We start from the raw sequence: 13,472 nt of genomic DNA, 5'->3' as shown, positions 1-13,472 counted from the left end.
CCATGAGGGCCCTGGAGACGAACCCGGCGACGAGCTCCCGGATGAGCAGGCAGCGGAGCCGGGACACCGGTGTGGAGAAGGCGCTGCGCAGTGCGCTGCACGCCGACGGGCTCCGCTTTCGGATCCATCGGCGTCCGCTGAAAGGCCTCCGCCGAGAGGCCGACATCGTCTTCGGGCCGGCCCGCGTCGCCGTCTTCGTCGACGGCTGCTTCTGGCACGGCTGCCCGGAACACGCGACGTGGCCGAAGAGGAACTCCGAGTTCTGGCGCGAGAAGATCGAGAAGAACCGCGCGCGGGACGCGAACACCGATGCGCGATTGAAGGAAGCGGGGTGGGTGTCCGTACGGGTCTGGGAGCATGAGAGCCCGGACGAGGCCGCCCCGAGAGTGGCTGCGATCGTCGCGGAGCGGCGAGCGCTTCTGCGGGGTCGATCGAAGGCCGCGGAAAAGCCCCCGCCTACCGAAAATTGACAGACTGCAAGTTGTCAAATGGCCGGTGATAGCCTGTCCAGCGGGTGCATGTGGTGTGAGCGGCGCGCGGTACGGGCACCGCTGCGCGGCGACCAGGGCTCGGGGGGATGCACATGGTGGAACGACAAGGCGAAGAGTTCGGTCCCTGGCTGGAACGCCAGCTCGCGCGGGCCGACATGAAGCAGGCCGACCTCGCGCAGCGCCTCAATCTCACCCGGGCGGCCGTCTCCGCTTGGATCAACGGTCGTGCCGAGCCCCGCGACGAGACCAAGCGGGCCATCGCCGCAGTGTTCGGGGCCGATCCCGCCTCGGTTCACGATCGGACGACCGACATCGCTTCGGCACGTCCTCGCCAGTGGCACCATCGACCGGCCCATGCCGACGGCGGGCGTGAGTACGGCAACGCCGCGGCTTTCGCCTTCGACGCCGATCTGTCCGTCCTCGCTCGTGAGGCGACCCAGAACTCGCTCGACGAGCGCCACGACTCCACGACGCCGGTCCGTGTCCGTTATGTGCTGCACGAGATCACCGGCGAGCACCTCGACGCCTTTCTCGCGGCGGCGCGGTGGGAAGAACTTCGTCCTCACTACGAGGCGGCAGCCGTCGGCGGGCAGAAGGTGTCCCGTAGTCTCCGCGCCGCGCTCGACGACCTCGACGAGCGGCGCTCGCTGCTGCTGCTCCGTGTCGAGGACTACAACGCCGCCGGTCTCACCGGCCCGGAGTACGAGGACGGCCGCTACGCCGCCGTGGTCCGTCGCCAGCTCGACAGCCACAAGCAGGCGGGAGGACGGGCCGGTGGCTCCTACGGACTGGGCAAGGCCACTCTCTGGGCCACCAGCCGGCTGGGACTCGTTCTCGTCAACTCCACCCTCTCGACATCCCACGAGGGGCGTGTCGAGCGTCGTGTCGTCGGTCGACTCGACCTGCCCTGGCACGAGCTCGAAGGCGAGGCATACGCCGGTCCCGCGTGGTTCGGCGAGACGGAGCCGGGGCCGGTCCACAAGGGCGTGTCCCGATCCTGGTGGGCGGACGAGGACGAGGTTCGTTCCCTCCATCTCGACCGGTCGAGCTCCGACTCGGGTACTTCCTTCCTCATCGTCGGCGCGCACGATGCCTCCGGCGACGCCGAGACCCTCCAGGAAATGCACGACAAGCTCGTGCGCTCCCTCGCCGACGGGTTCTGGGCGACCATGATCGGGGGCAGGACGGCCGGAGCATTGATGGAGGCCAGTGTCACCACCCTCCGCAACGGGCGCGTCCTCGTCTCCGAGGAGCGCGTCGACCCGCACGCGCACCACCCGGCTCTCGGACGTGCCCTGCAGACTTACCTCGACGGGGAGACGGTTCCCGAACTGACCGCCGGCGATCAGGTCGCGCTCGTCGAGGTCCCGCTCGTCGTCTCTCCGCTGAAGGGCCGGGGCCGTGCCCGGGACAAGGGACGGGAACATCGCGCGGTTCTTCTGCTGACCTCGGCCGCGGATCGCGACGAGCGGCACAGCCGGGTCGTCTGCATGCGCGGCAACCGGATGACCATCACCGAGCAGCGCCCCCGCGAGCTGCCCCTCGGTACGGCCCCCTTTCAGGCCGTGCTGCTCGCCGGCTTCGCGACCGGGCGGGAAGGCGAGGACGTCGAACTCGCGGAAGCATTTTTGCGTGCCTCCGAGCCGCCGGAGCACGACCGTTGGGACCGTACGGAGGAGCTCACCTCGCTCTACGAGCGCGGCGCTCTCACTCGTCTCAAGGAATTCCGAGCCGAGATCGACAAGGCCGTGCGGAGCCTGGTCGGACGGCGGGAGACCGTTCGTTCGGAGGGGCCGGCCGCACTGCGCGAGCTGCTCAGGCTGGACGGCGGTGCCGGTACCGGCGGCGGCAAGCGGACGCAGGGCTTCCCCGTAGTCCGCAACGTGGAGGCCCGCGTCGACGACAGCGGCGCCTGGAACGTCACGGTCGGCCTCAAGCTCCCCGATGCCGAGGACCCCTGGGTTCTGACCCCCGTGGCCAAGTTCGACGTACGATCCGGTGGCCGTCCTGCCGTCGGCTGGGCCGTACTCGCCGCCTCGGACGACTGCCGAGTGGAGAACGGCAACCTCGTCGTCGCCCCCGGTGTCCGGACGGCCGTGTTCACCGGCGTCACCGACCCCGCCACCCACCCCGTTCAGGGTGCCCTCGCGCGACTCGTCGTCGATGTCCAGAAGGCCCGCGGAGGAGCGGCATGAAGTCCGTCTATCCCTACCCGACCCTCTTCGGCGACGTCGATCTGGACGTCCTCTCGATCACCGTCGACGGAACGTCCTCACTCCCGTACTCGCACGTGTCCAAGTCCGAACGGACCGTGGCCCTCCACCGCTCCGGCAGGGAGAACTGGGAGCACTGCACACTGCGGCTCCAGGCCACGCTCCCCGAGCCGGAGATCGCCGACGGGCGGTGGACGGACGTCGTCTGTCTGGCGGCACTCACGGAGAAGGCGACGAACGCCCGCACGACCGCGCGCCTCGAGCGGGCAGCCGACGGGACGTGGGTCGGCAGCATCGACCTGCACCGGAGCCGACACCTCGATCGCGCGACGCTCGGCCTGACCGTCGTGGCGACCTGTGACGGCGTCGCAGGAAGGGCCATCGGCGCGACGGCGGAGGACTGGTACGTCGACCTCAAGGGAACGACTCCCGTGCGCCGACGCGAGATCGAGATCGTCGAGGCGGACTTCCGCGAAGGACCCGAGGAGTGGCTTCGTCCATACAAGGACTCGCCCTGGATCGTGGACACCACCGGAGAGGTGCCCACCGTCTATCTCAACACCGCATCCGTCGACGGCCTCGTCGGCCTGCTCGGCGGCAGCGGAGGCGGCCCGGCCGAGAAGCTCCTGCGCGACGTGACCTCCAGCCAGATCGCGCAGGACGCCTGGACGGCCATGTTCCACACGGCCGTCAGTGATCTCGACGTCGACGAGGACGGAACTCCCCTCATGCCGGCGGGATGGCGTGAGTCCGTCCTTCGGATGATGTTGCCCGACGTGCTGCCCGGCCGGCAGCTCACCGACGCCCTGTACGACATCGAGGAGCGTCGCACCAAGGGGTTCGGCTGGGCCGAGCTTCAGACGGCCGTGCAGTACGCGGCCGGCAGGAGAAGCCAGATCACGAAGAGGCTGACCAATGCGGTGAGATCCGTCGACGCCGCGGAAAGGAGCGGCAGTCGATGAGCCTCCTTGCCCCCGTCGATCCGCCGGCGGTGCTTGCGCTGTTGCCCGACGCGGCCGTCACCAAGTACCTAGGCCGCGGCATTCAGTCCGGCCTGGAACTTCCCCCGCAGGTGGCACTGACCCGTGCCTGTGTCACGTACGACCCTCGAACCGCAGAACGTCGCCGGACCGCACCGGTCCGCGAACTCCTCGACGAGGCGATGCGGCGCTTCGTCGACGATCGACGCGCCGCCGACAGCTGGCTCGCCCCCCGTGTGCACGCCACTCTCCGGATGACCCGTGCCGAGGCCGCCGACAGCCGCCTCTGGAACCACCTGGCCATGGTCGTCGCCCCCGACTACGTCGTCTGGCGCCACAGGGGCCCCGATACCGCCGACGGCCGCGGCATCGCCACCGCCGCCCGCTTCAGCGGTCCCCACTACACCCAGGCGTTCTCCCGGCTCTGGTGGGCGGCGGAACTCTTCCGCGACGGCGATGACTACGCCCCGGTCGTCACCGCCTGTCGGAACCAGGACATCCTCAACACCACGATGCGCCTGGACGTCATCGATCACCGTCCCACCGCCCAGGCGATGATCCGCCTCATCGGCGGTTTCCTCGACGCCGGAGTCCCTCGCCCCGGCGACCACGTCAACGCCTTCTCCGCCGCCGTGAACGCGGCCGGCAGCACCCTCGTCTACGACGTGCTGGCCGAGGACGTCGATCCCGACGCGGACGAGTTGCTCGAATGGATCGAGGCGGGTTCCGGCGCGGTGGTCGGCTGGGAGCGACTGCCGGAAGGCCCCTCCGACGGACGCGTCAAGCCGGCCGCCATCGACGCGTTGATCCCGCTCTTCGAGAAGCTGCGGGTCGAGGCCCCACTCCGAAAGAGGACCTCCTCCGGGGACGACATGCAAGCGGACATGTCCGTTCCTGCTCCCAGGGCCCCCGGGGTGGTGCTGTCGAAGCCCTCCGACTTCGTCTGACCGCCTGCTCAGCCCTCGGGGTCGCTCGCGTATTCCTTCGCGGTGCCGAGGGCCGCGGTCAGGACCGCCTTGCCCAGCAGCGGCGGGATGGCGTTGCCGACCTGCTGGGCGATCGCCCTGCCGGACCACGGATAGTCGCGGGGGAACGTCTGCAGCACGCCCGCCTCGTGCGCCGAGAAACGCGGAAGCTCTCGACCGTCGGTCGCGACGACCCGGTTGCGCGAGACCTTGCCGGTGACCGTGAACGCGGGTTCGCCGGAGGTTCGACGACCCCGGGTCCTGGGGTCGCCCCCGGTCCCGTAGTTCGAGACGACCTCGAAGGGCGTCGGCCGATCGAGGACCTCTGCCATGGACACCCACGGCTTCAGGGCAGGGTCGCCCTGCTCTTGGGGTACACCCTTGCGGTACAGACGGTGAGTGGGCTCCGGCAGCTCCGCGATGCGGTTGAGCCGGGCCACGAGGATCGCGCGGCGCCGGGTCTGAGGGACGCCGAACTGCTCCGTGTGCAGCACTTTCGGCTTGGCCACCCAGTATCCGTTCGCGGACAGGACCTTCGCGTACTCCTCCCAGACGGGAAGGACCGCGGGCACCTGCTCCAGCACGATCGCCTCGTAGGGCCGCCCGTCACGGAGCGCTTCCAGGGCCCAGCGCAGCGGTTCCAGGACCAGGCCGGTACGGTCGTCGTCGAGTACGGCGAGCTTGGAACGGACGTCCTCGCCGCGCGCCATCCGCCGGACGAATCCGATCACCTCGTCCAGCGCACGACGACCCGCTCCGGTGCCGGCCACGGTGAACGTCTGGCACGGGGGGCCGCCCGCCAGTACGGTCGCGTTCGGGAACTTGTGAGGGCCGAAATCCCGTACGTCGCCCTGCAGGGTGAGGAGGCCGGCCTCGGCCCGGGTGTCGCACGCGTCCTGATCGAACTCGATTCCCGTCACCTCGTAGCCGAGGTCGCGTGCCGCCACGTCGAGCCCGCCGGGCCCGGCGAACAAGTCGACAATCTCGGGGCGTGGCACGGTGGTCTCCAGGGGATGGTGTGTTCGTCAAGGGGACCGGGGACCCCGCAGCGCTACAGGTTACCCGGCGCGGCCGACCGAGCGGCTCGGCTGTCGGGCGTCGCCCCCGATCGGCCGGAGGTGATGCGTTCCGTACATCGAAGTCAGCATTTCAGAGCCGTTCCGATCGCCTCGCCGAGCGCCCGCCCGACCGGTGGAGGAGTGGCGTGGCCCACCTGCCGGTACCGCGCGGTCTTACGGCCCGCGAAGTGCCATTCCGGTGGAAAGCCCTGCAAAGCGGCGGCTTGGGGCACGGTGAGGGGCATCATCCCGGAGCGTCCGAGCGACGGATCCCAGTCGAAATCCGGCCCCGGCACGTCGTCGGCAACCGTGCCACCGTCGACGCCCATGCGTGCCCAGGCGCGCTTGCTGCCCGTCGGCCCCAGGTCCGCACCACCGCGATTCCAGGAACCTCCGACCAGTGTCGGGGCCGGGCGATCGGCCTGAGCGGCCCACGAGGCGGCCTGGGGCCAGCCGCGGGCCGCCATCGAGGAGCCCAGCACTTCCCCGACCGTCCGATGTCGTGTGACAGAGGCCATGGGAGTCGTGAAGGAGTCCAGACGTCCATCCCTGAAAGCGACGACGACCCCCTCTTTACGATCTTGCGCCACTCCGAAATCGGCGGCGTTGAGCACGAACCAATGAATGTCGTAGCCGAGGTGGACGAGTTCCTCGGTGATGTACTCCCGGATAGGGCCGTACGCCGCCTTGGTCACGAGATCGGGGACGTTCTCGATCAACAATGCGCGTGGCCGGACGCCGTGCATGAGCATGATCGTGGCCTTGAGTGCCTCCAGTTCGTCGTCCCTTTCGGGACGGTGCACGGAGGCGGTGGCCTTGACGCGGGGGAGCCCGGCCGCGAGCAGGTCCACGTCGTAGGTCTGCTGATGCTCGACGGGATCGAAATCGAGGAGGTCGAGATCGAGGACGTCCCAGGCGGGCCTGTTCGCACGGAGCGTGTCACAGGCGACGGTCCTGTTGTCGAGAAGGAGCACAGGATCGAAACCCGCCTGCTCCAACCCGAGGGCGAGACCTCCGGCGCCGGCGCAGACGCCGACGCTCCGCAGGCGGGCCGTCGTGGTGGCCATTCCGTTCGCCGTCCTCATCCGAGTCCCGCAGCCGCTCCGGAGGCCGTGTCGATGATGGCGACCCCCTCCTGAGAAGAGTCGACGGTAGTGAAGCGCAACACGCGACCGTCGTCACTGCGGGCCGAGGCCGGTGCGACGAATCCGAAGGCCATCACGACCCGGCTGGGATCGAGCGAAACGCCCTCCACGAGTGTGGCTCGGTGCTCGGGCTCGACGATCGGGTACAGGACGATCACGCCGCGGCGCGGGGCGACCAGGCTCTCGACGCTCGCGTCGCCGGCATCGGTGAGCGAGCCCGCGATGCGCAGGGCCGCCGCGCGGTGCTTGACGTCGCTGATGGCACCGAAGAGCGGGGCCCGCCGACGGTCACGGGCGAAGTAGGAGTAAGGGCGACCATCGGCCGCCAGCCGGATCCGTTTGCCCGGCTGGGCGTGCTGCGGAGCGAGCACGATCCAGTCGTCCACCTGGGCGGTGCCGCCCGCGGTGATCTCCCGCAGGTAGTCCAGGTGAGGGACGAACTGCGAAGGGGCGCCCCACCGCACTCCTGACACCAGGGCGAGGAGCTCCGCGGCGCCGATCCGGCCCGTGAGCGCGGAGAAACGATGGGTGACGTCCTTCTCGCGCAAGTGGTATGAGAGCTGTGCCGGCTCTGCCGACAAGGAGTCCAGGACGGGTGTCCACAGGCTGGTGTTGTGCCGGAGGTCGACAGCCCTCGTCGGGTAGGCCGTGGGTTCCTGCCACTCACCGGGAGAGCGGACGGTGACCAGGCGGGAGTTGTACATCTTGTTCGGGCTCGTCGGCTTGAGCCACGGGATGTGCTGCCAGACGAGCGGTGGCACCCTGTCCGGGGTGACCTGCGGACGGCCGTCGACGGTCACCGAGTACTGGGCCAGCTCCGCCCGGAACGCCTCTTCGTCCCGGCAGATCGCCTCGAAGCCCTCGTACAGGTCGATCTCCTTTTTCCCCATGGTCTCCTGGCGCCCCAGGTAGAGACGTACCAGGTCCCGGTATCCCTCGCGGAAGCCGAACCAACGGCCCATCTGCATGAGCGTGGAGGCGTTTCCGGCGCGACGCCGGAAGTACGAGACGGTCAAGCCTTCCACGGTGAACCCGCGAGCCAGTTTCTGTCCGCCGATGAGGATCTTCCAGATCGACCGCTTGTCGAAGTCGGCTTCGCCGGTCTCGATGTCCTTGTCGCCGTTGACCACGATGATCGGCTTGTCGTCACCGCCGATCCGGATTGCGGCGGGGCCGATGAACGGCGCGAGCTCCTCGAACGAGGACGGCACGGCCTGGCCGTCGGCGCGCACCGCGGAGACGGGGGCGATGTCCGTGTCGAAGAGGTGGCGCAGCCGCTCGCGGCCGGCAGGGCCGAGGTAGCCGGCGTTCCACCACAGCCGGGTGACGCGACCGAGCAGCTCTCGATGGTCGTCCTGCCGAACGGACTCGTGGATCAGCATGGTGTGGTGTTGGAAGTAGCGATCGCCGAGACCGCCCTTGTCCTCGCGGTACAACTTCATCGCCGCGGTCAGTACGAACATGTCCATGGCGCCTTCGAGGCATGCGTCGTCTTCGTCGCCCTCGCCGTCTCCCTCCACCACGATGGAGCGGACGTGCGCCCTCTCGTTGGAGTTCACGAACGTCCGCTCCTCGTCGGGCAGATCCGAGTCGAGGTCGTGGAAGTCACGGGCGCCCATGTATCCGTCCGGACGCGGCAGGGAGATGATGAAGTCCTTCGGGAAGATGTCCTCTGTGTCGCTGGGGTCGATGAAGACGTTTGCGAAGGGCGTCGCCGTGTAGCCCACGTACTGGGCGCGCGGCAACATCCGCAGCAGTTCCGAGATCTTCTGGTTGATCGCGGTCCGCTCGGCGTTCGGCTTGGCCAGGTCGGCCGTGTTCACCGATGCCTCGTCGGACTCGTCGTCCACGATCAGGACCGGGATCTCGGCGAGGGGCGTCTGGATCTTCCGCAGGTCCTTGACCAGCTTTTCCAGGACCCTCTTGTTCTTCTTGACGACCATCAGGCGGGCCGCCGCCCGGTGCAGGTTGCGCGGGTCGTACAGGGGGAGGCCGGGTTCCTGCTTGTCGGCTTCGAGAGCGGCGATCCCCATCTGGAGGCTCTGGTAGTCGACGTCGCGGGTCGTCATCCGGTGGATGTCGAAGGCGCCGAGCGAAGAGGGCATCGCTCCGAAGGCAGCGAACTTGCCCTGACTCCAGGCGGGGTCGTCGGCGTAGTCGGACTCGTACTCGTTCCCGCCGCGCAGGATGTTCTCGCGGCCCACCAGCTCCATGTCCAGGCGGCGTTGGGTCTGCGCGCGCAGCATGTTGAGCGTGCCGCCCAGGACGATCACGAGTCGGTAGCCGGCGTCGATCGCCTTGGCGATGACACCGGCGAAGTTGGCGGTCTTGCCGGATTGGACATAGCCGACCACCAGCCCCTTCGACTGGTACGCCTCGGCCGCCGTCGGGTCGGCCAGTCGCTCCACGACGCGGTCGGACGCCTCGTCGAGGCCGGCGACGATGTCCTCGGGCCATCCCTTGTCCACCAGCAGCTTGCGATACGCAGGCCAGTACCAGGGGCGACCCTGGAGCGACTGAGGCGTGTACCAGATCTTGTGCTCGGTGCTGATGACGACCGCTCCGGCGGCCTTGGACACGGGGACGAGGGCATCGAGCAGCTTGCCGGTCTCCTCGCCGAGGCCGAGCAGGGCGTACACGTCGGCCCGCCGCTCGTCCGTACGGGGAAGGTGGGACGACCACGCCACCTTCTCGTTGTAGTCCCAGCGAGTGAGCTGCTTGCGCCACGTCTCCACCAGCCGGTCGGTGGCGGCTGCCGTGCGGAGCACGGACAGGAAGTCCGCCTCGGTGGTGTACTCGAAGGCTCCCGGCTGCAGGTCCTCGGCCTGGTACTCCAGGGCGCGGACCAGCCGCTTCGGCTTGCCCGAGCTCATGTCGCCGAGCGCACGGTGGTGCAGGTCGAGACGGATGTCGGCGGCGCTGTCGGGGCTCGTCATCGGTGGTTCCTCGGCTGTCGGGGCGGTGCGGTAGGGGAGCACGGGGGATTACGGGAGGTGAAGACCGGACAGGTTCACGGGCGCGTCTGCGGTGGGGGTGAGCCCGGTGACATCGGTTTCGTAGTGGACGGCGGAGATCCGCTCGAGTGCGGCCGCGGCAAGCAGCGCCGGTTCGAGGCGCGGCACGGCCTCGGCCGCCAGGACCAGGGCCTCGTCGCGAGGTGTCCAGCGCTCGTCGTCGGCGCGCTCGACCGACCAGCCGGACCGCTCCAACGCGGAGTCCAGACGCGCGAGCGCTGCCGGGGCCTGCTCCGCCACGCAGCCGCGCACGGCCGCGACCGACTCGGCGAGCGTGCGGCCGCCGGTGCCGCCGCGGGTGAGCCGGAGCGACGCGAACCACAGCGGCCGGCCGGGAGTGGCCTGCAGCTGCCCGATTCCATGGATCATGTGACGTCGCCGTTCCGACGCCGTCGTCTTCACCTCGATGTCGAAATCCACGAGGGCGAAGTCGTGTTCCTCGCCGTACGGGCCCGTCCATGCCTCGACGGCCGCTTCCCAGCTGTACGTCTCGGCGAGCCGGGTCAGTATCGAGAGCTCGCCCAGAAGCCCGATCCGCTGCTCCAACCCCATGGCGCGCGGCCGGCCGAGCAGGGAGCTCCAACCGTCCACGGTCTCGGCGAAGGCACGGTCGAGTGAACGGTTCTTCATGACGATACGGTCGGCGACCGCGAGCAACAGATCGTGGAATTCGCGCATCAACTCCACTTGGGTGGTCCGGATGCGGGCCATGCGGACGCCCTGGCCCACGGCCACCTGGTCGATGAGGACGGCGGGCAGCGGGGAGCGGGGTGGCTGCTGGTTCCGGCCGAGTTCGACGAACAAGGCGATGTCATGACCGCCGTGCCCCACCTCGTATGAGACGACCGGGTGCCCGTCGCCGGTGGAGAGACGGTAGCTCGTGCCGAGACCTTCTCCCAGGTAGTGCTCGACGGCCGACCAGGCGAGGGCCGGGCCCGTCGTGGGGTCAGTCATCGTCCGCCACTCGATTCAGCTCGGCGCGGGCAGCCGCGACGAGCACGGACTGCCACAACTGCAGATTGTCCTTTTCGCGGCTGCCGCTGTACTCCTTTTCGAAGATGCCGTGAAGCAGCAGGTACATGAGCGACTTGAGGGTCGGGGCGTCGTTGAGTCCGCCTCGCCGACCGCCGAGGATCGCGGCACGATAGTGATGGTTGAGAATGATCGTCCGGTTCTCCCGGTCGATCTCGAAGAACGTGCCGTTGTCGATCTTCTGCCAGCGGACGGAGATCGGTTCCTCGCCGGGGATGACCGGCAACTCGTCCTCTATGGCCTCCCGCACCGACGACTCGAAGCCCTTGCCCGCAGGGATCACCGGCTTGCGGGTCGTGCCGGTCCGCTTGCGCGCCTCCCGATACGTCGCGTCCGCGTCCGCCACGTACGTGGTGAAAACGCGCCCGTCGGCATCTGTCGCGGACTCAAGGGCGGTCACGAACTCCGGAGACGTGGCGACACCGTCCTTCTTCACCGTGAGACGGAAGACGTCGGAGGTGACGGAGGAGTCGGGAAGCTCGACGGCGACCCGCGCGAGGGCGAGGTGTTGCTCGGGCTGACGGAAATTGTTCCAGCCGCCGGCCTGGACCAGGCGGTCGTGCCGGTAGAAGTAGAGGCCCTGCCGGTCGATGACCGTCCCGACCGCCTTGAACTCGTCGTTGTTCATCTTCGGCGGCCAGATGTGCGCGGTCAGGGTGACGGGTCCGACGGAGGGGACGGAAGCGACGAAGTCACGGGCGTAGTCGGGGTGCCCACTGACCGGGTAGGCGAACGGATCGAGCGGCTGGACGCCGAAGTTCATGTACTCGACGCCGGTGGAGACGTCCTCGACGGCGATGGTGATGTTGAAGTCGTCGCGTGCCAGGAAGCGGTGCAGATGCAGACCGAGGTGGAGGCCGAGCTTGTTGATCGTTCGATGCAGGTAGCGATCGGTCTGGCCACCACCGCCGGTCTGCGGAAAGTCCTTGACCGAGTCCCAGCGGACGATCGTGCCCTGCCAGACGATCGGGCAGTCGTAGTAACGATCGATGAGTTGCTGGGCGTAGTCCGGCGCGACGATGTCGCACTGGTAACCGGTCACGGCCCGTTCCATCGTCCAGCGGCGTCCGGCCGGTGCGGCCGCCCGGGTGCGTCGTACTTTGCTGACGACGGTGACGGCCCCTGCGTGACTGAGCGAGGCGGATTTCAGTCCGGTGCCGAACATGCCGAGGGCCTGAGGGGCGTAGTCACGGCGCCCGCCGACCGTCATTGCGACGTCCAGTCCCTCCTCGTCCATGCCTTTGCCGTCATCGACGATGAGCAGACTGACGAGCCTGTCCCCGTCGCGCAGGAAGTGGATCACGACATCCTTGGCGCCGGCGTCGATGGAGTTGTCCACCAGGTCCGCGACCGCCGCCTCGAAGCCGTAGCCCTGACTGCTCAGCGCTTCCATGTATCGAGCGTCCGGAGGCAGGTGTTTGCTGCCGGTGGTGGGTACCTCGAACTGCCAGTCAGTCGTCATGATCGCCCTGGGATATGCGCGCTACATCAGATCAAGCACGACCCTAACGGACGGCACTGACATCGTTACGAGGGGTTCCTTTCCCCGGGTCACGGGGAGACCAGGCCTCCGTGGCAGTCGCCGTAGGTCGCTTTCGAGCCGCACCAGCAGGGTGCGGTGCGGGCTGGGGGCCAGGGGGTGGCGCGGGCTCGGGCGGCGAGGGTGGTGGCGTATTGGGGGAGGAGGGCGGGGTGGGAGGGGTGGGTGGATTCGGAGGCGGCGAAGGCTTCGTAGGAGGGGACGGTGGCGCGGACGATGCCGAGGTTGGGGGTGCCGGCCTGGGAGAGCTCGCGGAGGGAGGCTTCGAGGTCGGTGAGGTGGGCGCGGTAGGTGGGGTACTCGGCTTCGAGCTCGGGGTAGGCGGCGAGGAGCTCGTCGAGTTCCGGTTCGGGCCAGTGGAGGACGGCGACCGGGAAGGGGCGCGAGAGCGCGGTGCGGTAGGTGCCGAGTTCGGAGCGGAGGCGGGTGATCTCGGCCTGGAGTTCCGCGGGGTCGGAGGAGCCGAGGGACCACAGGCGCTTGGGGTCGTGGAGTTCGTCGAGGGGGACGGCGGCCGTGTGGAGGCGGTCCGCGAGGTCGTCCCAGTCGTCGTGGGGGAGGGCGAGCATGCGGCGGATGCGGTGCCGGGTGGTGAGGAGTGAGCGGGTCGCGTGGGGGAGGTCCTCCGGGGTGGCGGCGAGGAGGGTCGCCGCTTCCGTCAGCGTCGACTCCGCCGCCTCCAGCTCGTCGTGGGCCTCCAGCGTCTCCGCCGTGATCTCCCAGGCCGCCGCGTCCGACGGCGTCGCGCGGCGGATGCCGTCGATGATCGCGCGGGCCTCGGCCTCGTGGCCGTACTCCCAGAGGTTCGCCGCCATGAGGGCGCGGATCAGGTGCGGGTTCGCCGGTTCGCCGGTGAGGAGCGTGTCGTAGAGGGCGGTTGCGCCCGGTCGGTCGCCGGCCAGTTCCAGGTGGGCCGCGGCCTGGAGGTAGAGGGGTTCACGGTCTCCCGGGTACTGCGCTGCCGTGCGCAGCAGGCGCTCGGCTTCGGTGGTGTGGGCGGCAGGGGTGTCGGGGCGCATGCTCTCCACCGTACT

At 69.0% G+C, this 13,472-nt stretch carries 10 protein-coding genes; 4 read left to right on the top strand and 6 right to left on the bottom strand.

Annotation, left to right across the window (positions count from 1 at the left end; genetic code table 11):
• Positions 1-2 precede the first annotated feature (2 nt).
• The 4 genes from ACFCY7_RS00605 to ACFCY7_RS00590 all read left to right on the top strand — a co-directional run bounded on the left by ACFCY7_RS00605 (position 3) and on the right by ACFCY7_RS00590 (position 4,631).
• The gene (locus ACFCY7_RS00605; RefSeq protein WP_376480248.1) at positions 3-470 is read left to right on the top strand and encodes a very short patch repair endonuclease; all 468 of its coding nucleotides are present in this window, start codon (positions 3-5) and stop codon (positions 468-470) included.
• Between the two features lie 113 nt (positions 471-583).
• Entirely contained in the window at positions 584-2,686 is a 2,103-nt protein-coding gene (locus tag ACFCY7_RS00600; RefSeq protein WP_376480247.1) for a helix-turn-helix transcriptional regulator, read from the top strand.
• Positions 2,683-3,666 (top strand): hypothetical protein, encoded by a 984-nt coding sequence (locus ACFCY7_RS00595; protein WP_376480246.1) that lies wholly within the window; start codon positions 2,683-2,685, stop codon positions 3,664-3,666. Before ACFCY7_RS00600 ends, ACFCY7_RS00595 begins: the two co-directional genes overlap by 4 nt.
• On the top strand, positions 3,663-4,631 hold the full coding sequence (locus tag ACFCY7_RS00590; protein WP_376480245.1) for a DUF6339 family protein: 969 nt from the start codon (positions 3,663-3,665) through the stop codon (positions 4,629-4,631). Before ACFCY7_RS00595 ends, ACFCY7_RS00590 begins: the two co-directional genes overlap by 4 nt.
• An 8-nt stretch (positions 4,632-4,639) precedes the next feature.
• Here ACFCY7_RS00590 and ACFCY7_RS00585 read toward each other — a convergent pair whose 3' ends face one another.
• The 6 genes from ACFCY7_RS00585 to ACFCY7_RS00560 form a co-directional block, all read right to left on the bottom strand.
• The gene (locus tag ACFCY7_RS00585) at positions 4,640-5,623 is read right to left on the bottom strand and encodes a DNA cytosine methyltransferase (RefSeq protein ID WP_376480244.1); all 984 of its coding nucleotides are present in this window, start codon (positions 5,621-5,623) and stop codon (positions 4,640-4,642) included.
• A gap of 167 nt (positions 5,624-5,790) precedes the next feature.
• The gene (locus ACFCY7_RS00580) at positions 5,791-6,774 is read right to left on the bottom strand and encodes a DNA cytosine methyltransferase (protein WP_376480243.1); all 984 of its coding nucleotides are present in this window, start codon (positions 6,772-6,774) and stop codon (positions 5,791-5,793) included.
• A gap of 14 nt (positions 6,775-6,788) precedes the next feature.
• A complete protein-coding gene (locus tag ACFCY7_RS00575) occupies positions 6,789-9,788 on the bottom strand; it encodes a Z1 domain-containing protein (RefSeq protein WP_376480242.1) in 3,000 nt (999 codons plus the stop codon).
• A 48-nt stretch (positions 9,789-9,836) separates the two neighbouring features.
• Positions 9,837-10,820: a PD-(D/E)XK motif protein gene (locus tag ACFCY7_RS00570; RefSeq protein WP_376480241.1), complete on the bottom strand. Its 984-nt coding sequence runs from the start codon at positions 10,818-10,820 to the stop codon at positions 9,837-9,839.
• Positions 10,813-12,360, bottom strand: a complete 1,548-nt coding sequence (locus tag ACFCY7_RS00565) for an ATP-binding protein (protein ID WP_376480240.1) — start codon at positions 12,358-12,360, stop codon at positions 10,813-10,815. The genes ACFCY7_RS00570 and ACFCY7_RS00565 overlap by 8 nt, the downstream gene beginning before the upstream one ends.
• A gap of 89 nt (positions 12,361-12,449) precedes the next feature.
• Positions 12,450-13,457 carry an SEC-C metal-binding domain-containing protein gene (locus tag ACFCY7_RS00560; RefSeq protein WP_376480239.1) on the bottom strand — a complete coding sequence of 336 codons (1,008 nt, stop codon included), beginning with the start codon at positions 13,455-13,457 and terminating at the stop codon, positions 12,450-12,452.
• Positions 13,458-13,472 lie beyond the last annotated feature (15 nt).

The sequence above is a fragment of the Streptomyces sp. NPDC056361 genome (genome assembly GCF_042262805.1).
Classification (GTDB): domain Bacteria; phylum Actinomycetota; class Actinomycetes; order Streptomycetales; family Streptomycetaceae; genus Streptomyces.
This window is presented reverse-complemented; position numbering and strand designations above follow the sequence as displayed.